The organism is Pseudoalteromonas sp. SR41-1 (genome assembly GCF_014164015.1).
GTDB lineage: Bacteria > Pseudomonadota > Gammaproteobacteria > Enterobacterales > Alteromonadaceae > Pseudoalteromonas > Pseudoalteromonas distincta.
The window spans coordinates 304,240-325,634 of sequence record NZ_JACJEK010000001.1 but is presented as its reverse complement, the minus strand read 5'-3'; the positions used below and the strand labels follow the sequence as shown (position 1 = coordinate 325,634).

Here is a 21,395-nt window from a genome sequence, read left to right as displayed (position 1 = left end):
AGTCGGTAGATAACCAAACTGCAAAGGAAATAACATGAGTGATACATTTCAAAAAGAGATCCCCAGAGCTCGGATCAATATTTCGTTAGAGCTTGATACAGATGGTGCTTCACAAAAAAGTGAATTGCCATTAAAGATGTTAGTAATTGGTGATTACTCAAATGGTCAAAATAGCCAAGAACTATCTGAGCGTGAGCGCATAACAATTAATAAAAATAACATTGAGCAAGTGCTTAAAGATATGGCGCCTAAAGCTAACTTTCAGGTAGCGAACAAAATTAAAGGTGACGGCGAAATTAATGTAAACCTTGAGTTTGATTCTTTTAAGTCGTTTGACCCAGAATCAGTAGCTTCTCAAGTGCCAGAGCTTAATAAAATGATGGCTATGCGTAATTTACTTCGTGACCTTAAATCTAATTTATTAGATAACTCATCACTTCGTAAAGAATTAGAGCGTGTTTTACAAAATCAGCCAGAGCTAGACGAGTTAAAAGCTAAACTGGATGAAATTGCGCCGCTAGCGTCTGAAGATGAAAAACAACCAATAACTGAATAAGGAGATTATCATGTCCATGCAAGAACAATTAAATGTTGCCGCGCATACCACGGAGCAAGCTCCTTTATCCACTTATGAAAATATATGTGGAATGGTTGATATTTCTCCAGTTGCAGATGAGATCAAACTTGATTCATTTAGAGATGCAAGCAACCTAGCTGAAACTCGTGCAAATGAGCGCTTAACAGCAGCTATAAATGTATTTTTAGATATGGCTAGCAGTAGTGGCCAAGAAGTAACGCGAATTGATAAGTTACTTTTAGATGATTACATCGCAAAAGTAGACATTATTATTTCTCAGCAGTTAGACCAAATTTTACATCACCCAAATTTCCAAAAAATGGAATCAGCATGGCGCTCGTTACGTTACCTAATTAACCGTACGCCTAACAATGCTAACATTAAAATCGAAATGCTTGATGTAGATAAAGAAACTCTAAGAGACGATTTTGAAGAGGCGCCAGATACAACTCAATCTGCATTATATAAACATGTATATACTTCAGATTACGATACCCCAGGTGGCGAGCCAGTTTCAACAATGGTTTCTAATTTTGAGTTTGATTGTTCAGCACCCGATGTATCGTTACTGCAAGAGATATCACGTGTATCTGCGGCAGCGCATTGTCCGTTTATGGGCAGTGTTGGTCCTAAGTTTTTTCTTAAAGATTCATTGGAAGAAGTATCTAAAATCCAAGATTTGGGCTCTTACATGGAGCGCGCTGAGTTTCTTCGTTGGAAAAATTTCCGTGAATCAGAAGACTCTCGCTACATTGGTTTAGCATTCCCGCGCTTTTTACTACGTCTACCTTATGGTGAGACAAATCCTCTTCGTAACTTTAATTACCAAGAAGATGTAAGTGCTGAGCATCATGAACGTTATTTGTGGGGTAATGCAACATTTGCATTTGCTGCAAATATCATCCGTAGTTTCCATGATAATGGTTGGGCAGTAAATATTCGTGGGCCACAGTCAGGTGGTAAAGTTGAAAATCTTCCACTGCATTCATTCGAAGCGGGTAAAGGATCAGAAACTAAAATACCGACTGAGGTTTTGATTTCTGAAACTAAAGAACTTGAGTTTGCTAACCAAGGGTTTATTCCACTTAGTTACTATAAAAATTCAGATTTTGCATGTTTCTTCTCTGCTAATAGTGCGCAGAAGCCACAGGTATTAGAAACAAATGAAGCAACAGCTAATGCAAGAATTAACTCACGCTTACCATATATTTTCTTAGTATCGCGTATTGCGCATTACTTAAAAGTTTTACAGCGTGAAAATATTGGTTCAAGTAAACCTCGCCATGAATTAGAGCAGCAGCTTAATGATTGGCTTGGCGCATTAGTAACTAAAATGAACAACCCTGATGAATCTCTTATAGCTACGCATCCACTAAAAGATGCAAAAGTTACTGTAGCAGAGATTCCAGGTAACCCTGGTTACTACAGAGTAAGTACGTACATTGTTCCTCATTTCCAAGTTGAAGGGATTGATGTTCGTTTAGCGCTAGTAGGGCAAATGCCTGGCGAAAAATGAACTGCTACGCCGCCAATGAAACGGATTTAAGTACTATCAAATACGTCAATTTGGTGAGTAGTTGGCTGGTGTACATAAAGGATTAAGACTTATTAGTCTGAAAAATTGCCCCAAGTTGGTTGCATCCAACTTGGGACATATTCCCCAGTGGCATGAAGCAGAGGGCTTTTTGGGGGGCATAAATATTACTGTTTATGCCAATGCCAACTAACAGGAAACACTTCATTCTAAAAGGAGAATAATGAAATGGCAATTCCAGCGTACATGTGGTTAAAGGACGACCAAGGTAATGACATCAAAGGTTCTGTAACTGTTGCAGAGCGTGAAGGTTCAATTGAGATCCTACACTTTGATCATGAACTTCGTATTCCTACGGATAACGATACAGGTGAACTTACAGGTACTCGTAAGCATGAACCTTTTGTAATTACAAAAGCAGTTGATGCGGCTACGCCGTACTTGTACAAAGCGTGTTCAAACGGTCAAACACTTAAGCAATTAGAGCTTAAATGGTACCGTATTGATGACACAGGGACTGAGCGTGAATATTTCTGCCACAAGTTGGAAGATGTAAAAATCACTTCGATCTCACCAACAATGCATAACGTTAAAGACTTAGACAAGGAGCGTTACCCGCACCTTGAAACAGTTTGTCTACGTTACAAACGCATTACTTGGACTTACTTAGATGGCAACATCGAGTTCTCTGACTCTTGGACTGAAGGTCGTTAATTAGTCAGTAATTTTGAAGGATATGCGCAAGCATATCCTTTTATTGAGATCTAAATATGGCGTTATTCGATTTTTTAACTCAACCAGTTACACGTAATGGTCATCATGGTTTTCAAACTGATGAGCAAGTCAGTGTTTGCAAACATTTAAATGAGCTTTTAAATGCAAGAAGAGGAGTGCTGAAGCACTTGTCTGACTATGGTCTGCCCGATGTAGAGGATATTTATGAGGGGTTACCATACTCGCAACACACGTTAGCGCTTGAGGTTAAAAAATTGATAGAAAAGTACGAACCTCGCGTACGGTATGCAAATGTAACACCTGTAGAAATTAAAGAAGATAATTGTGTAATAAGGCTAGATATTCAAGCTTTTTTAACGAGCGGGCAAAGTATCAAGTTAAATACTCGGTTTGAATCTGGTGGTAAAGCAGACGTTATACAACATGCAAAAAACACTAACTAATTTTATTTAAAGGATTGATGAATGCAGCAATATTTTGATGCTCAAATGCGCTTGTTAACCCAAGCTGGTAAGCAGTTTGCTCAGTTTTATCCCGAGCATGCAGGAATGCTTAACATTGATGCATTAAAAGATAGAGACCCTCATATTGAGCGCTTATTAGAAGGTGTAGCGTATTTAACTGCCCATACTCAAAAGCGTTTAGATGAGTCAGTACCTGAAGTTTCAGAGCAAGTGCTGCGTCAACTGTGTCCAATACTCCTAAGTTATTATCCTTCTAGTACTGTGGTTCAATTTAAGCCTAAATTGGCTATGCAAAAAACACATTCTATTTCAAAAGGTCTACAGCTTAATCCGCCTAAAGCAAAGGCCGATAATAAAAAAATAATTTTTAGCACAACACACGGTTTAGACGTTGTTCCTTTAGATGTTGAGCATGTTCGGTATCAAGAGTCGCACTTAGGTGCAGAGCTACGAATAGGGCTTAAGTTTATATGCCAAGGTGAACGCAGTAATTTTGATTTATCTAAACTAAACTTTTATTTACGTGGTGATACACCATTGTGCAGTGCTTTATTCCAATTATTGAAAACACCTAATAAACAAGCAGAACTTGATTTTGGTGCTAACCATTTTGAGTTCAATAAAAAGTTAAAAGCAAAAGGTTGCAGCGCTACTTATTTAGATATAGATGGCGCTTTACTGCCTAGTGCGGCTAAAAGCCATCCAGGATATGCATTATTACTTGATTATTTTAATGCAAAAGATAGGTTTTATTTTTTAACATTTGATGGTTTAAAAGACGAAGAGTTTCCTGAGCATATTGACCGTTTTGAAATCGTATTTAGGGGTGATAATAAATTACCGCCAGGTCATCAGTTAAGTAAAGAGAACATTTTAATCAATTGCGTGCCAGCAGTTAATTTATTTAGCCAAGCAGCAGAGCCAATTAAAATAGAGCCAAACAGAACTGACTATATGATAAGTGCAGATCAGGCACGTTATGATCATGTTTTTAGTTATACGGTAGATGCAGTTGCAGGTCGAAACTCTATAACGGGACAATCGTATGATTACACTCCCCGTTATCAAAGCGTATTTGAAGATGAAAAAAAGCTATTTACTGTGCTCACAAAAGACGTAGGTGCAGCAGCCCCGACTCATTATTTACAACTTCCTTTTAATTTAGAAGATGAAAAAGAAACTCTATCAGTTGATTTAACCTCTTTTAATGCAGGTTGGCCTCGTCAACTTTTGCAAGAGGGAGACTTGAACGAAGGCGGAAAAGATATGCCGAGCATCGTTGAGGTTAAAAATGTTATACGCCCAACTAATTATTTAGCATGTCCAAGTCAGCCAAAACACTGGCAGCTTATTAGCTTATTAAATGTAAAGTTTTCACAAATTACGCAAGTTACAGAACTAAAAAGATTACTAGTGTTATTTGATTGGTCTAATAAAGCCGAGAATCGATTACGAATTGAAAGCATTTTAAAAATAACAGCAACGCCGATCAGCCAAATTAAACGTGGAATATTTATCAAAGGTGTTGATGTACTTATTGATATTGATGAAAGTAAATTTGTTGGTGATGCTGATTTATTTCATTTTTGTAATGTATTACATGAATTCTTTTTAATGTATGCCCCTATAAATGAAAGCGTACAAACGCGTGTTAATGCAATTCCTAGTTATAAATCGTGGAGTTGGGATATTGAACCGGGTAAGAGTTATCAGCTATGAGTTATGCTGATAAAAATCATGCGCACCCTATTTGGTCTAAGTTACCCGCGCCAATAGAGCTACTTATTGAGCAGCCTTGGCGGTTTAACTTATTTAAAGCGATGAGCTTAATAGAAAAACATTGGGCCGCACCTCAAGAGCTAGAGCAAGGGATTAGTAACAGAGTTGTTTTTAAACCTTTTAAAGAGCTTGGTTTTCCTGCTACTGATGTACGCGAATGTGTATTAGAGAATGATGGCAGAGGAAGGTTAAGCTTATCGACTTCTTTTTTAGGTTTGTATGGTGTAGATGCACCCATGCCACACTATGTATTAGAGCAAGCAGCAAGTGATGAGCAAAGCGGTGACCGCGTTCGTCAGTTTTTAGATATATTTAATCATGTACTTTATTGCCAACTTTTTCAGGCCTGGAAAAAGTCGCAAATTAATATAGCAGGTAGAGGCGCGAGCCAATTTGATGGGTTAGTTGAATCTATTTTACTGGGAAAAACTGATCAAAAAATTCAGTGTGGTATTGCAAGTTTAAAGCAAACTAGCGCTGCTGGCTTAGCGCAGCTTCTTAAACATAGTTTAAATATAGACACGCTAAAAGTTGACGACACACGAGCAAATTGGCAAAAAATAGATACACCAAGTTCAATCGGCGAAGAAAACCAAATGGTTTTAGGCAGCTCTGCAGTACTTGGAACGAAGGTATTAGTTAGCGGAAGTATTTTAACAATAGATATAGGTCCAGTTAATAGTGATACAGCCATGAGTTTAACGCCAAGAAGCGAAGAAGGTATAAAAATGGCTGCACTTCTGACTGCGCATTTACCAAGTAATGTAGAGTGGGTTTGCCAAATAAAAGTAGCTAATGAGGCTGTTGCCGAACAAGCTTTAGGTCAGCAACCGCTAGTACTTGGACATAATTCATATTTAGGGGCCGCAGCTGCAAATACAACAACACATAGCTACAGCCATCAACAGTATAAACACTAAGGAATTAAGGATAAAAAAATGGATGCTAAAGGCATAAAACAACTCATAGATAAATTAAATGGCCACACCGCAACAGCACTTGAATCAGCAGCTGGGTTTGCGAGTAGTCGTAGTCATTTTGAAGTGCTTCCTGAGCATTTACTTATTAAGTTAATGGAAGAAGGAAGTAATGGTGACCTTGAGCACATTTTTCATTTCTTTAATATTAATCAAGACAAAGTATGGCATGAGCTATTAGACTTTTTAAATAGACAACCTGCCGGTAATCAAAGTAAGCCTACATTTTCTCGTCGTTTATACGAATGGCTAGAGCGTGCATGGTTAAGTGCTAATGTTCAGCATAAAAGTGATTTTATAACAGGTGCTGCGCTTATTGATTCATTAACAGAGTTATTACCTTACAGCCCTGTACTTCAATTACCTGCTTTACTAGATAAAATAGATTCACGCTTTTTAGCTGAAAATTTAGATAAAATTTGTCAGCAATCTTCAGAGCGTTTAAACCCAGTAGCTAAATCAAAGTCTGCAAATCAAACAGATTCATCGCACGGTACAGCTGCGCTTGATGAGTACTGTGAAGATTTAACTGAAAAAGCAAAACAGGGTAAAATTGATCCTGTGTTGGGTCGTAATGACGAAATTAGAATGATGGTCGATGTGTTATGCCGTCGAAGAAAAAATAACCCTATTTTAGTGGGTGACCCAGGTGTAGGTAAAACAGCAGTCGTTGAAGGTTTTGCCCAGCGCATAATTGATGGTCAAGTACCAAGTGATTTACAAGGCGTACGCTTATTGGTGCTTGATATGGGGTTATTGCAAGCAGGTGCCGGCGTTAAAGGTGAATTTGAGCGCCGCTTAAAAACGGTGATCGACGAAGTTAAAAATTCAACTACGCCAATAATTATGTTTATTGATGAAGCGCACACTTTAATTGGTGCCGGTGGCGATGCGGGCATGAGTGATGCAGCAAATTTATTAAAGCCAGCATTAGCACGCGGAGAATTAAGAACCGTTGCTGCTACAACATGGAGCGAGTATAAAAAGTATTTTGAACGTGATGCTGCTCTAGAGCGCCGTTTTCAGCTTATTAAAGTGGATGAGCCAACAGAGCAAGCGGCTCAATTAATGCTTGCAGGCTTAAAAGATAAATATCAAGAGCATCATAATATTCAAATTACGGATGACGCTATAGAAGCTGCTGTCGTTTTATCGTCGCGCTATATAACAGGTCGCCAATTACCAGACAAAGCTATTGATGTATTAGACACCGCAGCGGCAAGAGTACGTATGTCGTTTGCTACAGACCCAGCTGCCATTGAGTCTGAGCGCGAGCACATTAATTATTTAGAAACCAGAATCAATAGCCTCAATGTAGAGCTAGGGCAAGGTTTAGTCGTTGATAAAGATAAGCTTACCCATTTAGTTGAAGAGCTGGTTATTGCACAAAATAAATTGGCGCAACTTACTCACTCGCGTGAATCTCAAATTTCGACTTTGAGTCAAATTAACGAGATAAAGCAGGCAACTGATCAAGAGCTTGATAGCGAATCATTACTGACACTTCGCCAATCACTAAAAGAGCAAAATACACAAGACAACGGCTTATTTAGTGAAGTAGACGCCGATGCTGTTGCGCAAATTATTTCACAGTGGACCGGTGTGCCAGTAGGGGCAATGGTAAAAGATCAGATTAGTAATTTAATTAATCTTGAAGCCACAATTAGCCAAGAAGTTATAGGGCAGCAGGCAGGACTCGCTAAAATAGCGCAAACACTAAGAGTGAGTAAAGCCGGCGTAAGCAACGATGAAGGCCCGCTAGGCGTATTTTTACTAGCTGGTCCATCGGGCGTGGGTAAAACAGAAACGGCGCGTTGTTTAGCAAAACAGTTATTTGGTGGTGATAAATTTTTAACCACTATTAATATGAGTGAATATCAAGAGTCGCACACCGTATCGCAACTTAAAGGTTCACCACCAGGGTATGTTGGTTATGGTGAAGGTGGTGTTTTAACCGAAGCGGTAAGACAGCGCCCATATTCAGTGATTTTGCTTGATGAAGTTGAAAAAGCACACAAAGATGTAATGAACATGTTTTATCAAGTGTTTGAGCGTGGCACCATGCGTGACGGTGAAGGACGTGAAATAGACTTTAAAAATACTGTAATTATCATGACATCTAATTTAGGATCGGCAGAGTTAATCGATGCATGTACACCGCCTACAGTTATAGACCTAAGTCCTCAAGATGATCAGGAAGAACAAGTACAGCAAAGCGATCAAGAAGCAGCTATTAACGAAGCGCTAAATCCAACGCAAGCACCTATTAATGAAGACGGAACGCCTTGGAAAGTACCATCAATCGCTGCGCTGACAGATTTAATTAAGCCGCAGTTACTTGCTTTTTTTGCACCTGCTTTACTTGCCCGTATGCAAGTTATACCTTACTTAGCGCTTGATTCAGAAGCACTGCAGTCTATCGTTAGCTTGAAACTTGAAGCCATTGCCACACGTTTACACGAAAACCACAAAATGCAGCTACGAGTAGATGCCAGTGTTTTAGAAAAACTGACTACTCAGTGTACGCTTTCAGATAGTGGTGCACGTATGGTAAATGCGGTTATAGAACAGCAAATACTTCCTGGTATCGCTAAATCAATTTTAGAGTTTATGGCAGAAGAAGACATGCCTGATATTTTAACGCTGGCTGTTGACGAACAAGACGAAATTACAGCGACATTTGCAGATAACGCTTAAATAAAAGGATGTAAAAATGGGATTCATGGACATATTTAACGAACTCAAGGCCAATAAAAGTCACTTTAGTGTTGCTATACAGGGCATGCCTGACGGAATGGTCTATGTAACTGACTTTGAGTCTAGGGACGATCGTTTATGTGAAGACTATGAATTTAAAATCCAAGTATTGAGCCCTGAACATTTAACATCTCAGATGTTAATAGGCAAAGATGTATCGTTATCACTAGTGTGGTCAATGTTAGATCGTACTATTTCAGGGTTAATTAGTGGTTTTATAGCGCATGGTCAAAGTCATCAGGGGTATCACTATACTTTGATCATGAGTTCTCATTTAACATTACTTAAGCATCAGCATTCTAACCGTGTATTTACTGCTATGGATGCAGGTAAAATCATTTTGAGTGTGTTTGAAAAAGCAGGTTTCCCTGCGCAAAAGTTAAATGTACAAGCAAGCTCAACCATGCTCGATATGACCGTGCAATACAACGAAACTGATTACGAATTTGTAACACGCTTAATGCGTAAGCACGGTTTTGTGTACAGCTTTGTAGAGCAAACGGGTGGTGAATGTACATTGTATATTTGCAATGATTCTAATGGTATAGCGCAAGAGTTTGATGAAATAAACCTAAGCTATGTACCACCATCTGGGCAAGTAAGAACGAGTGAGTCAATTTTTGCTATAAGCAGGCAGGCCCAATTATTTCCGCAAAGTACACACTTAGATGATTACAACTACCAAGCTCCGGGTAATTTGCAAGTTTCAAAAAATAACAGTGCGTCAGTTATTGGTTTTGGTGAAGATAGTCATTACGGTGATAATTACGGGCAATCAAACGAAGGGCAAGACTTAGCAACTATCAGGCAGCAAGCGTTTGATTGCCAACGTGAGCAAATAATAATAGACACAGACTGCAGGGCGCTTCGCCCTGGTATGCGTTTAAATATTTATGACCACCCAGAGCATGATGGTCAGTATTTAGTGACGCGTGTAGAGCACAAAGGTAGCCAAAGTGCTTCGGTTGAATACGGCTCTAATGTAAAGGGCTTAACGTATAAAAACCAAGCTTATTTAATTAGTGTTAACCAGCCTTATAAAGCTCCATTACGCCCAGCGAGACGTGTATTTGCTACGTTTAATGCATTAATTGAGCAAGAAATTGATGACAAAGGTAACTACGTAGTAAAACTACCGTTTAATCAAGATGGAGAAGGCCAAGAAAGCCGTCCTACACGTTTAATGCAACCTTACGGCGGCAGCGGGCACGGTATGCATTTTCCACTAACTCAAGGTACAGAAGTGCTCGTTTGTGGTGAAAATGGTGATTTAGACAGGCCTATAATTTTAGGCGCGCTTTATAATGAAAATGCACCAAACCCTGTTACAAGCGAAAACCCAACTGAAAACAAATTAGTAACTAAAGCTGGGCACAGCTTTGTAATGGATGACAAAAAAGGCGAAGAGAAGATAAGCCTTGCCAATAAAAACAATAAAAACCAATTAATACTCGATGCAACAAATGGTGCGCACCAGGCAATGTTAAAGTCTGTTGATGGTGATGTTAAAATTTCAGCGAAAGAAAACCTACAGTTTGTTGCCGAGAACGACGCAAATTTTACAGTCGCTAATAATTTTACAACCCGAGTAGAAAACAATCTGCAAATTCAAACCCGCGAGGGAGATATTACAGTTACCTCGGCTGCGGATTTAACTCTAAACTCAGCCTCAAATAGTCGTATTCAAGCGACTGACGGTAACTTAGAGCTCACAGCAACTGATGAGCTTAAAATGCAAGCACGACAAGATATTAGCGTTTACTCGGTAGACGGCAACCTTGAGCTACAAGCACCTCAAGGTGATTTAGAATTAAACAGTGGTAAAAATATTACTATAAAAGCAAATGGACAGGGTTCAATTCAGTTAAGCCAAGGTGGCGCAAGTATAGAAATTGATGCTGCGGGTAACCTTACAATTGACGCCACTAATATAACGTTAAGTGCCACTAATATAGCAATCAAAGGCAGTGCAATTAGTAATAACTAAGTTAAAGGAGTAATTTAATGAACGCTAAAGTTAAAAGTATATTTAATCACGATCAGCAACTTGCACCTGTAAGTAAAGTTGATGAATTTGGCCGAGTTAAAAGCGTTACAATAAATAACGACGAACAGAGTGTTGTAGCACAAGCGGCGCATATAACACCATGTCAAGTGGGCGACACAGTACTACTTACCCACACTGCACAAGGCTTTATAGTAACAGGGCTACTTGCAAATGAAGATCAAGCGCCCGCTGCACTCATTAAAAATAGCCAAGGCCATATAACTATTGAAGCACAGCAAAGTATTAGCCTCCAAACCGCTAAAGGGACGATAGAAGTATTTGCCGACGGGACCATAGTGCTCGAAGGGCGAGATATAACAGCCAATAGCGAGCAAGATCTTACCTTGGCTGGCTGGCCAATTAGGCTTAATTAATACTATGTTTGCTCAAGTCGCTAAGGTTAAGCAGCATCAGCAGCGCTTAACTACTTTATTAAAACACAAACAAAAGTTGCAAGCGCAAGGCGTTTACCCGCTTGCGCGACTAAATGTAATTGAAAGCCAATTACTAAATCATTTATATACGCTCAGCGATTTAAAAAGTGATGCCCCCACAGATTACTTTGCAGGTAAAAATTTGACACAAGTCAGTCAATTAGTACTGAATGAATTTATTACCTTTGCGGCAGAAAACCCCGATCACCACAGTATATACACGCTATTGTTGCAAAATCTTAATTTAAAAAGTGAACTTAACAGCGCCGAAACTTTTTTAGCTTTAAAGTCGGACAAACATTTAAGTTATTACAGTGTATTACAGCACTTACTTGATTATTGGCAGTTAGACGATAATAAAGCACTGCGCAATAGTGTACTCAACGAAAAAGAAGAGCTTGATAGTAACGCAATTACTTTACTTTTTTCACAGCACTTAAGCGAAACAGAGCTTACCAATGCAATGTTACATGCTAACTTTGATATTGCTTACGCAGCACTTGTAAATGCCTACTGTAATAACGCAGAAAACGTATCAGACATGCTGTTTAAAGTATTTGCTAAAACAAATGATGACAATAAAAAAGCAAAATTGCTTGCTTTAGCTGGGCTTACTAATGATCCGCGTTGGGATGAACCTTGCCTTCTATTTTGTAAAGCTAACCCCGGGCTTTGCCAGCATGTACTAAGCCACTTTGTATACAAACGCACACTGCCTTTATTTATTAATTTAATGGCGCATGGGGTAACGCAAAAACCAGCATATGCAGCATGGCTAACAATAACTGATAAGCCGCTTGCCCAAGCTGACAAAGTGACTGTAGTGGAATCAAATAACGAAAAAAACGTACATAGCGGCATAAACCTTGACGATGCAGAGCATGCAAGACAAGCGTTTGCATTAATGCCCGGGGATCAATTATTAAACGGTGTTAGCTTTGTGCACAGTAATGTAAAACAAAAACTAAAAATGCTTGCAGGAGAAGTTGTGCAACGTGTAATAGCACCGCATTATCCACTGCAAAAAGCCTGTGCGTTATACCATTTATTAGTGAGCGCTAAGCAATGGCAAAGTGTGATAGCGGAGAGCCCAAGTGCTGAATAATTTTTCTCCTTGGCAGGCCAGTTTTTTTGATGGTTGGTTGAGTGATCGTACGCTGGCTAAAGTGGTTGTCGTAAAACAAAGCTTTGAGTTTGACGAAAAGGGCAATGTAACACCAAACGAGCCTGGGCCTGATATTGTTGTAGCGGATGACTACGTTGGTGACCCCGCACATTCTCCACTGAGTGAAGTAAACGAACAACTTGCTTTTAAGCATGGATTTGAAGTGTATGGCGACTTTACAGCTTACCCACCTAAAGCCAAACAAGCGCGAGTGATTGAAGTAGAACTTGGCCTTTATAATAAAACACAGCCACTATTTAAAAAACGTTTACGTGTAACTGGCGCACGCTTTTGGAAGCGCTCTTTACTTGGGCCTGTTGCTACTGATCCTAATATTATTGAGCCTACATCTATTAATTACAGCAATGCCTTTGGTGGAAAAAACCTCAATGACGAAACCGATTACCTGCTAGAAAACCCAATAGGAAAAGGTTTTAAGCTTAAAAATAAACAGGCAATAGGGCAGCAACTACCTTCTATTGAATATGCAAACGAGCTTCTACGAAAGCCGAGCCATACTACGCCAGTAGCAGGTTTTTCAGCAATACCTTCGCATTGGTCACCGCGCATAGAGCTCATGCCCGACATTGATCAAAAAGCACTAATGGCAGGCAATTACCCATTTAAAACAATGCTTGATGAACATTTTAATAATATGGCACCTTTAGATCAGCGAGTAAAAAAAGAGTTTACAAAAGGGTGGGCGTTTTCGCTTTCTGGACTGTACCCGTTACAAAACTATGGGCAACACCAACGAGTAGAGCTTCCATTTGAAGAGCCAATAGTACAGCTGGTTAACACATTAAATAGGCATACAATTAATATGCGCTGCGACACCTTAATTATTGATTCTGACGCGCAAAGCTTTTCTTTATTATGGCGTGGCAGCATTGATGCTATACACGTAGGCGCAAATAGTCAGTTAGTCGTGGCAAAAAGGGAAGCCAACAATGAAGTTTGACGTACTTTGCCACATAAATGCCACAGGGTGTAAACCAAGTAGCTTATATACCGCTGTTGCGAATCAAATGTTATTTTCTAAACCAAGCAAAGCACTTATTCGTTGCGATATAAGCTTAGATGCCCCCTACATAATGGTAGAAATAGAAGAGCTTGCTCAACTCGATAGGCAAACTAAATGCTTACTAATACTAAGCCAGCTTATCGAAAATATTGATATTGCAACCCTCAGAAAAACATCCCGCATAAGTCAAATAGTGTTTGTATTACCACAGGATGAATTAAACAACCCAGTAATAAGTGACGATACCCTCAATGAGCTTTTAGCTGAGGTGATCTCTCAGCAAATACCTGATTTTATACAAACAACAACTATCGATTTTAAAAATATAGCCCCAGATACGTTAATAATTGCAGTAGATTCGTGTGTTAGTTACCAGTATGTGAGCGAGCAAGCAAAAAATAACGATGTGCAAGTGCTAAATGGCCCTCCGGGTATAATTAATGGAGAAGGTGGATGTGCATTACTTATACATGGTCAAGGTGGGCTAGAAGCACAGCTTTTTAATGGCGAGTTAAAAGAACAGCTTAACCAAGCACAAGCGTGTGTTAATGATACTTACCTCTTTGCAGGTAAGCAGTCGTTAGCATGGCAAAAAAAATGGTTTGCTAATACACAAGCATTGTATAGCCCAGAAGACGAATTAATAGAGCTTGCCGACTTAAATAATACTATTGGCTATCAAGGCGTTGCAAACGACCTAACTGGTTTAGTGCTTGCAAACAGTTATTTAAATAACCCTTTAAATGAAGGGTTAAATCATGTGTTTTTATTATTTAATTCACCCAATGAGCAATTAATAAAAATTTCAAGGAGTGAAAATTCATGACATACATTAATGCAGCCGCAGGTAAACAAACAGGCAGTGTTCAGTACGACATAGACGCGCTAACCGCCGATGTGCGTTCAGGAGGATCATTAACATGGCGACACAATAACCCAACGCTATTAGCCCTCAATAATAGTGCACGAAGTAACGGCGCGTTAGGTAAAGCCAGTAATGTTGCTATATTTGAAGACAGAGATGCCGGTGAAGCTGCTTTTTTAGATGAAATAGCACGCCCAAAATACCGCGATAAAACACTAGGCGAAATGGTTAATACCTTCATACCCGACTATATAATTCCGCCACCACAATGGGACGATGAAAAAAACGAGCCCATCTTGCCGTGGAACGAACCACAAACAGATATGGATGTTAATAAACCTATTACCAATGCCCAAGCATTTTTAGACTTAGTGTCGAGTCACTTAGGGTGGCAAGCCGGCACTCAAGAGCAGCTAACCAAAGATGCGCAATCGCAAGCAGCGCAAGTAACCACAGTGTCAGGGCAAAATGTACTCATAAATGGCCGCACAGCGGTACACAAAAAAAGCGGCGGTAAATTAAGTACCATAGACGTATGTTTAACCACAGTAGGGCCAAGTGTAATCCCTATTCCATACGCAAATATGGCTGCGGCCAGCGATGTAGCAAGTGTTGCTGGGTCTGTAAAAATTAACGGAAATGGCGCGGCTAATATCAAAAGTAACTTTTCAAAGAGTAAAGGCGACAAGCCGGGTAACAAAAAAGGCATAGTAAGCGGCACTAACGATGGAAAAGCCGAATTTATTATGGGCTCATTTAACGTACTTATTGAAGGTAAACCCGCAGTGCGCCAAGGCGATCCAATGATTTCAAACTCAAAAAACACCCCGCCTATGCCGCTAGCGCAATCAGGTGGCGCATCACCTAGGGGGTTGAGTGTGGAAGTGAGGGATAGTTTAGAGAATGTTGAAACAACCCATAGAGCGAGTGTCCTGGTAACAGGGGTCGATAGTAATGATGCAACGTTAGGTTTAGTAAAGGCTTCGCAGGGAGCTGCAGAGCAAAAAATTCCTTTAGCTGATAAGCAGCATATAAGTGGTAATAAAGCATCTCTTAATTTTACGGTAGGTGGTTAAAATGGGGCTAGTTAAATTAGATTCTGAGATTAAAGGTGAGTGTGGAAATATTAATATTCCTTTTGGTTATGCCGATGTTTTTTCTATTGATAGTCAGCCTAATGATGATAACAAATCTTTGTATATTTCAGTAAAGCCAAAAGTTTTTACCGAAGCGTCGCTTGATAAAAGCAAAGCTAAATCTGCACAATTTCAGGTTTTGGGGAATGACGAAAAACCTGTTAGTAATTTAAATGGTTTTTATTATATTTTTGTAAATGGCTATCTATGGCGCGAAATAGCAGCCGTTGATAACGGTTGTTTATCTGAGGTTGATTTAGCTAATGAATTTGGCAAGAATGAGCGTTCATATTCAGGTTTAGTCACTCAAACTATCTTACTACCTAAGAAAATAAATGGCTTAAATTGTGAGCCTGGCTCACTCTCCGAACCCTCAGTACAGGTTGCTTTTTCCATTGCACAATGGTCATGGCAGTATATTGTGAGCCTCGGCGGATTTTACAAAGATGATCCACGACAAAAAAGTGTTAACGCTAAAGCACCTACGTATGTTGAAGACCAAGGATTAGCTGATTCATTGCGAAACGCTCGCTGCCAACAGATTGATTTAGCCGCAGCAGAGAGTGAAGGCCAAATTACAATCCATGACCCAGGTGGGATTGCGCTTTCTTTATTAAATAAATGCCAAATGATTTTCTTGCAATTACAGATTGAGAATAAAAAACTAACAGATAAAAAGCACTATGATTCTGGTGTTCTTGCATATCAAGCAATGTTAAATGATGACTTGCATGAAAAAGTGATGCGCGATCATTATATATTTCCACATCGAACTTCGATGACTCCTATAAAAACTAAAAAAGAGGGGTATGCAGATTTAAGTTCTGGTGCGAAGTTTTTACGTAGTGGAGCAAAACACTTAGATAAAGACTATTTAGAAAGCTATCTTTCAAGTGACAAGTTAGAACAATTACTTGAAGAGTTGCCTATTGCACAAAAAGAGTTAGTTGATTTTTTACAAGACTTAAATAACGACTCACCTTTAACGTCTAAGCAAAGTGATTATATTGGTTTAGCCCCAGTAATGAATGACTGGGTAGCCCTTGAAAATGTAGACTACTTATTTGGCTTTAACTTTATCACTAATGTATTAAATATCTTGAGTATCGACGATGTTTCAACTGGTGTATTTAGGCCTTGGAAAGAAAAGTTACCCGCTGAAAACGAGCGTAAAAATAATATAAATAAAGCCACAAGCGCAATTGAAAGCTTTTTAAAAAACACGTTTGAGAAAGGCAACTGGCTATCTGAATGTTTTATGATCCCTGAAGGACATTTTGATATAAGTATCCCAGGTAGTGTTGTTTTAAAAACATTACCAAAAGAAAAGAATAACGGTGAAGCTAAATTTAGATTTGAAGAATTTAAGCGCATTCATGAAAAGTTGATCGAAGAAAAGCAAGAGCAAGAACCGCTGCTTGCAAATAAAACTTTAAAAGAATTTTTTGGTAAAGCAAAAGATGCTGTGGGGTATTTAACTGCTGCTTGGGGGCGAGTTGCGAGTCAATATCAAAATGGCGTTTTAAAACCGCATACAGTAAAAATTAGAAATTTAATGGTCTCTTATAACAAAGCACTTGGAGTTAGTGACTTTGCAGATATACATATAAAACAGGCTGGGGCTGTGCTAGGGGATAACCCATCAGTAATTGGCATTACTAACTATAAACGCACGCAAAACAATAGGCAGCAAAGGCGTGCAATGCTACGTGAAAGTGTGAAAAATCCGCCACCCAATGCAGTAACTATTTACGATAGTAAAGAAAATGTAATTGCCTCTGAAGACCCTAAATCCTTTGGAAGCAATAAAGGTTATTTTAATCCAAAAAATTGGACTGATTATAATGACTTAATCGGTAGGTATGATTCGATCGAAGGTGAATTAGTAGTAGTGCCTAAAGCGCATAGGTATGCAAAAGCATACGATAATCCAGACTTTAAGCTAGGTGCAGTTGATACAGTTAAGCTCAAAGGCGTGAGAATTTTAGAGCATAACTTGCCAATGGTGATGTTAGCGTTTGAGATGTTTAATGCTAACGAGATGATTAAGAAGTTTAAAGCCGGTGAACGACTGGATTTAAAGTTTGCATTAGATTCTGTGAATATTGTTTTTAGCCTAGCATCGCTCTCCGTTGAGGCCGCATCATTTAGGCTCTCAAAAGTTTCTATATTTTTGGCTTCAGAGGTTGATCTAATCATTAGAACAGTACAAGTTACAAAAATAGTAGGTGCTTTCGGTCTAGTTTTAACCTTGACTATTACGGCTTTGGATGTTTATAAATCTATTCGGAAAAATGATATGGATGCAGCATTTTTTCATGCCTTAAGTGGAGCTGTCGCTATAGCAGGTTTTATATATCTTGGTGCGGCATTGTTCACTACACCTTTAGGGTGGGCAATAATCGCAGTCGGCTTGATCATTGCAATTATTGCTATATTAGTCACAGATAATGAGCTAGAAACTTGGGGAAAGAATGGCCCCTTTGCTAAAGATATAGATGACCGCTGCACTGGCAGTTTCAAAAAATGGTACACTCAACCAAAAGAGTGTTATGCCGCATTAGTAGGCGCACTAATGAAACCAAGCGTTACGCTTGGGGTTAAACGATTAACCAGTACCCACTGCCAATTAACGATAGATATAGACACACCAAACTTTGCCTTAGGTCAATCAGAGGTATTCGTTCAAGTTTATCAAATTGAAGATGAGGGAGTTTTACATTTTGAGCAAGAGTTTCGCCGTGACCATAAAAACTGGCAAATCACCCAAAAAGAAGATACGCAATCAGGGGCGATCACTGGGTTTAAATATACTCTTCCAATTTTATCTATGTGGCCAAAACATTTCGAAGTTGATTGGCAAGTAAAAGTGCAGTATCGGTTAGATAAAAATGTGACCTTGCCTTACGTTAATATAGATGAGCGTAACGATTGGGAAGACGGTGAAGTACCAGATAAAGCATGGATAATAAAGGAAGTAGAATATGCTTGAGCAGTATGATATAGCAGCTTATAAAGGTACGCAAAATGAAAGGTTTAGAAATGAAATAGCGAAAGAAGGGCGTGAATCTGCTTACTGTCGTTATCAGAGTAAACAGGTTTTATATCCAAGGGGGCGCTTTATTGGTCATTGCTATGACATTAGTCAAAAAATTTTTTATAAAAACAACCTGAATGGGAGGTATGAGAAGTACCGCTCTATTTTTTGTTCAAAAACAAGTAACTTAACATTAGCTCTATCAACGAATCCAGCTAATAAAATTGATTTGATGGTTTTTTCTTGGGTCTTATTACATTTTATTGCCTTATTGTCAGCTTTATTTATTCCTCTATTTGTAGTGTTACTGGGCTCCGTTAGTTTGGCTATTGATATACTTGTATGCTTATTTTGTTATTTAGTAGTTTCTAAATCTTTAAATTTAGTTATTTGGCCATTTATAAGAAAAAAATTTAATCTGGCTGTTAGATTCAACCGGGAAACAGGGGTAGTAGCAACCCCTACAATTGACGCTAAGAGTTTTGACGAATTACCGTTTGAAGAATTCAATGCACATTACAAAGTAGCCCATAACCCTAATAGTGGCTTTCCAAACAGAGGTTTTACGCTTTTACATTTCAAAAAAAGTATGAGATATGAAAAAACGTATGCTAATCAATTTACTCCATCGCTAATCCATTGGGAGTTATTACAAAACTTTATGGATGTTACCCAACCTTTAGCAGACATTCCGCAATTTGAATATTACCGAGAGTTTGATAAAACCACCGCTGAATTTGATAAAGCCAATGGTCGCCCTAAGTACTTTTGGTATCGCGTTGATAAGTCATTTTTAAAAGAAATGAATCAAGCTGATGATGAGCTTAGAAAAGAATTTAATGATGAAGAGCAGCTCGATAATCTTTTGATGGGAAAACCTATCAAAAAGCTAACACCGCCAGATATTTTTAAATTTCCATGGAAATACGCAGATAACATCAAGCCTGAGAGTGAAATTAAGTTTGGGAAAACCTTGTGGCAAAAATTTACATCATTTTTGATGATAGATTTGTAAACTGTGGAAAACACATTAAAAACAGCTTTCTATTTTCCATGAAGAACCAGGATTTCAAATCGATTGACTAACCGTAGTTCTTTAACAATCATAAAAGGAATTTAAACCTAGGTAGCATAAGTGCTGCCTAGGTTATTTAGTTAAAATAGTATGAGTATATTTAAGTACTTAGGTGGCCCATTACCTAAAAAAACAATTTTTAATCAATTCTATGAAGAAGGCGATACGCTGTATCTGCGGAAAATGTTTAATGGGTTATGCTTTTTAGCTAGCTGGTTATATGATGATAAATCGGTTTTTAGTAGTAATCCCCAGCGCTTTCAAGTCCATTCATGCGGTAATGATCCCATGAGAGCACTTATCTTTGGTCCAATGCTTTTAGGGTTCACAGGTAGTTCATTTATAGGGTTATTTACATTATGGTGGATTCCATTTGGCTCAGAGCCTTACCCGCTGACTCTATTATTCTTGGTGCTTATAGGGAACCTTACATTTTTAAACCTTCAACCACTCTGGGATCGGATGGCGCCTCCTAAGTTAGCGTATTTTGACCGTCAAACAGGTAAGGTTGGTTATCCCTTTGATATCCCAGATTGTGAAGCGCGAGATGAGTTTGGCAATTGCTGTTTTGATTGGCGAGATATGCAACGCTCATTAATAAACGAAAGCACCTCGCAGTCGGGCTCGCGAGCATTTTTTCCAAGACTCTCCCATAAAGACATAGATAAATACCCACAAACAAAAATGACGATTGTCGTGACAGAGTTAGCACAAAACCCAATTTATTGTTTACTGTTTTGGGAACGATTAGTTCGCTTTATGGATAAGACAAAGCCATTACCTGATATACCTGAATATGAGGGTTACAGGTACCTAGACTCAATTACCGCTGAGTTTGACAAGCACAACAATCGCCCTGAGGTTTACTGGCGTGATATGAGCTTTGCACAACAAACAGAAATTTATGATGAGCTCTATGCTGAAGCATACAAAATAGATTGGTACAGCGACGAGCCACAACCCGAAATCACCAAACCATGGCAACGGTGGACTCCCGAGACTGAGCGAAAACAAACACTTAATTGGAAATACAAAGCGAAACGTTTATTTATGCAGTTAACGTGTGGGGTACCCTGAGTAATTTATTTAAAAAGATAATTTTATATGGAGTACATTGTTTTTTTATGTACTCAAGTGAACTGTCCACATGTGTATTAAATAAATTTTAGAATCTTTTATTACTTAATTTAGGCCATTCACTATATTAGTGAAAATTTTTATTTAAGAAGCTAAGTACCACTAACCAAAACTATATTTGAAAATTTTTAAAGGAATCAATTAATATGGAAGATAATAATATAGAAGCTAATAAAATGCGCATTGATCTTGATGCGCTTCCGGCAGTGTTTGCCATTCAAGGCTTTACAGCTATTTATCATGCAAGTGTAAAGTCAAATCCAAAGGAAAAATTCTGGTCGATGCTTGCTATTGTATTCGGTTGTATTTTCATAGCCTCCGTTTTAACTATTTTTATTGGACCTGACCAATTATATATTCAAGGTGATATGAGCTTATCCGAGTTTTGGCAATTATACCCAGGGCCAATAGCATCAGTTAGCTTTGTACTAATATATGGTTGTATACAAATAGCGTCTCAATTTTCAACAAATTGGAAGTCATATTTTAGTGATATGATAGATGTTTATGTGGATTCTAAAATTATTGATGCCACTGGTTACGAAATAGAAACACTTGAGAATGACAATTTTGTAATTGCTAAAGACCCAGAAGCATTAAATAACTATATAAATAAACTAAGAAGTCAGCTTCAAGAGAATTAAGATATTAA

The 21,395-nt window shown here is 38.6% G+C and carries 17 protein-coding genes; all 17 read left to right on the top strand.

The features are described 5' to 3' along the window. The first annotated feature begins 34 nt into the window (after positions 1-34). The 17 genes from tssB to H5118_RS01325 all read left to right on the top strand — a co-directional run bounded on the left by tssB (position 35) and on the right by H5118_RS01325 (position 21,387). Positions 35-556, top strand: coding sequence for a type VI secretion system contractile sheath small subunit (tssB, locus tag H5118_RS01405; RefSeq protein WP_182692317.1), 522 nt, complete (start codon positions 35-37; stop codon positions 554-556). Between the two features lie 10 nt (positions 557-566). Beyond that, a complete protein-coding gene (tssC, locus tag H5118_RS01400; RefSeq protein WP_182692318.1) occupies positions 567-2,093 on the top strand; it encodes a type VI secretion system contractile sheath large subunit in 1,527 nt (508 codons plus the stop codon). Positions 2,094-2,339: 246 nt separating this feature from the next. Then, positions 2,340-2,825, top strand: a complete 486-nt coding sequence (locus H5118_RS01395) for an Hcp family type VI secretion system effector (RefSeq protein WP_007584479.1) — start codon at positions 2,340-2,342, stop codon at positions 2,823-2,825. Between the two features lie 56 nt (positions 2,826-2,881). After that, positions 2,882-3,289, top strand: a complete 408-nt coding sequence (tssE, locus tag H5118_RS01390) for a type VI secretion system baseplate subunit TssE (protein ID WP_182692319.1) — start codon at positions 2,882-2,884, stop codon at positions 3,287-3,289. 21 nt (positions 3,290-3,310) lie between these two features. Further along, the gene (gene tssF, locus H5118_RS01385; protein WP_182692320.1) at positions 3,311-5,029 is read left to right on the top strand and encodes a type VI secretion system baseplate subunit TssF; all 1,719 of its coding nucleotides are present in this window, start codon (positions 3,311-3,313) and stop codon (positions 5,027-5,029) included. Continuing rightward, complete coding sequence (tssG, locus tag H5118_RS01380; RefSeq protein WP_182692321.1) at positions 5,026-6,009, top strand: type VI secretion system baseplate subunit TssG; 984 nt, start codon at positions 5,026-5,028, stop codon at positions 6,007-6,009. Before tssF ends, tssG begins: the two co-directional genes overlap by 4 nt. A gap of 18 nt (positions 6,010-6,027) precedes the next feature. Further along, positions 6,028-8,763 carry a type VI secretion system ATPase TssH gene (gene tssH, locus H5118_RS01375; RefSeq protein WP_182692322.1) on the top strand — a complete coding sequence of 912 codons (2,736 nt, stop codon included), beginning with the start codon at positions 6,028-6,030 and terminating at the stop codon, positions 8,761-8,763. 25 nt (positions 8,764-8,788) lie between these two features. Next, on the top strand, positions 8,789-10,810 hold the full coding sequence (locus tag H5118_RS01370) for a type VI secretion system Vgr family protein (protein WP_182747507.1): 2,022 nt from the start codon (positions 8,789-8,791) through the stop codon (positions 10,808-10,810). A gap of 17 nt (positions 10,811-10,827) precedes the next feature. Continuing rightward, entirely contained in the window at positions 10,828-11,244 is a 417-nt protein-coding gene (locus H5118_RS01365; protein ID WP_182747493.1) for a hypothetical protein, read from the top strand. Between the two features lie 4 nt (positions 11,245-11,248). Next, positions 11,249-12,409, top strand: coding sequence for a hypothetical protein (locus tag H5118_RS01360; protein ID WP_182747491.1), 1,161 nt, complete (start codon positions 11,249-11,251; stop codon positions 12,407-12,409). Further along, the gene (locus H5118_RS01355; RefSeq protein ID WP_182747489.1) at positions 12,399-13,430 is read left to right on the top strand and encodes a DUF2169 domain-containing protein; all 1,032 of its coding nucleotides are present in this window, start codon (positions 12,399-12,401) and stop codon (positions 13,428-13,430) included. Before H5118_RS01360 ends, H5118_RS01355 begins: the two co-directional genes overlap by 11 nt. After that, a complete protein-coding gene (locus tag H5118_RS01350; RefSeq protein ID WP_182747487.1) occupies positions 13,420-14,319 on the top strand; it encodes a hypothetical protein in 900 nt (299 codons plus the stop codon). The genes H5118_RS01355 and H5118_RS01350 overlap by 11 nt, the downstream gene beginning before the upstream one ends. Then, positions 14,316-15,434, top strand: a complete 1,119-nt coding sequence (locus tag H5118_RS01345; protein WP_259397867.1) for a DUF4150 domain-containing protein — start codon at positions 14,316-14,318, stop codon at positions 15,432-15,434. The genes H5118_RS01350 and H5118_RS01345 overlap by 4 nt, the downstream gene beginning before the upstream one ends. Before the next feature lies 1 nt (position 15,435). Beyond that, on the top strand, positions 15,436-18,486 hold the full coding sequence (locus H5118_RS01340) for a hypothetical protein (RefSeq protein ID WP_182747485.1): 3,051 nt from the start codon (positions 15,436-15,438) through the stop codon (positions 18,484-18,486). After that, the gene (locus H5118_RS01335; protein WP_182747483.1) at positions 18,479-19,546 is read left to right on the top strand and encodes a hypothetical protein; all 1,068 of its coding nucleotides are present in this window, start codon (positions 18,479-18,481) and stop codon (positions 19,544-19,546) included. Before H5118_RS01340 ends, H5118_RS01335 begins: the two co-directional genes overlap by 8 nt. A gap of 150 nt (positions 19,547-19,696) precedes the next feature. Continuing rightward, positions 19,697-20,683 carry a hypothetical protein gene (locus tag H5118_RS01330; RefSeq protein WP_182747481.1) on the top strand — a complete coding sequence of 329 codons (987 nt, stop codon included), beginning with the start codon at positions 19,697-19,699 and terminating at the stop codon, positions 20,681-20,683. A gap of 206 nt (positions 20,684-20,889) precedes the next feature. Then, on the top strand, positions 20,890-21,387 hold the full coding sequence (locus H5118_RS01325; protein ID WP_007584441.1) for a hypothetical protein: 498 nt from the start codon (positions 20,890-20,892) through the stop codon (positions 21,385-21,387). Positions 21,388-21,395: the final 8 nt, after the last annotated feature.

Excerpts from the sequence above, each read along its gene's own strand:
- tssB (WP_182692317.1), top strand. The coding sequence starts at position 35 with ATGAGTGATACATTTCAAAAAGAGATCCCCAGAGCTCGGATCAATATT.
- tssC (WP_182692318.1), top strand. The coding sequence starts at position 567 with ATGTCCATGCAAGAACAATTAAATGTTGCCGCGCATACCACGGAGCAA.
- H5118_RS01395 (WP_007584479.1), top strand. The coding sequence starts at position 2,340 with ATGGCAATTCCAGCGTACATGTGGTTAAAGGACGACCAAGGTAATGAC.
- tssE (WP_182692319.1), top strand. The coding sequence starts at position 2,882 with ATGGCGTTATTCGATTTTTTAACTCAACCAGTTACACGTAATGGTCAT.
- tssF (WP_182692320.1), top strand. The coding sequence starts at position 3,311 with ATGCAGCAATATTTTGATGCTCAAATGCGCTTGTTAACCCAAGCTGGT.
- tssG (WP_182692321.1), top strand. The coding sequence starts at position 5,026 with ATGAGTTATGCTGATAAAAATCATGCGCACCCTATTTGGTCTAAGTTA.
- tssH (WP_182692322.1), top strand. The coding sequence starts at position 6,028 with ATGGATGCTAAAGGCATAAAACAACTCATAGATAAATTAAATGGCCAC.
- H5118_RS01370 (WP_182747507.1), top strand. The coding sequence starts at position 8,789 with ATGGACATATTTAACGAACTCAAGGCCAATAAAAGTCACTTTAGTGTT.
- H5118_RS01365 (WP_182747493.1), top strand. The coding sequence starts at position 10,828 with ATGAACGCTAAAGTTAAAAGTATATTTAATCACGATCAGCAACTTGCA.
- H5118_RS01360 (WP_182747491.1), top strand. The coding sequence starts at position 11,249 with ATGTTTGCTCAAGTCGCTAAGGTTAAGCAGCATCAGCAGCGCTTAACT.
- H5118_RS01350 (WP_182747487.1), top strand. The coding sequence starts at position 13,420 with ATGAAGTTTGACGTACTTTGCCACATAAATGCCACAGGGTGTAAACCA.
- H5118_RS01345 (WP_259397867.1), top strand. The coding sequence starts at position 14,316 with ATGACATACATTAATGCAGCCGCAGGTAAACAAACAGGCAGTGTTCAG.
- H5118_RS01340 (WP_182747485.1), top strand. The coding sequence starts at position 15,436 with ATGGGGCTAGTTAAATTAGATTCTGAGATTAAAGGTGAGTGTGGAAAT.
- H5118_RS01335 (WP_182747483.1), top strand. The coding sequence starts at position 18,479 with ATGCTTGAGCAGTATGATATAGCAGCTTATAAAGGTACGCAAAATGAA.
- H5118_RS01330 (WP_182747481.1), top strand. The coding sequence starts at position 19,697 with ATGAGTATATTTAAGTACTTAGGTGGCCCATTACCTAAAAAAACAATT.
- H5118_RS01325 (WP_007584441.1), top strand. The coding sequence starts at position 20,890 with ATGGAAGATAATAATATAGAAGCTAATAAAATGCGCATTGATCTTGAT.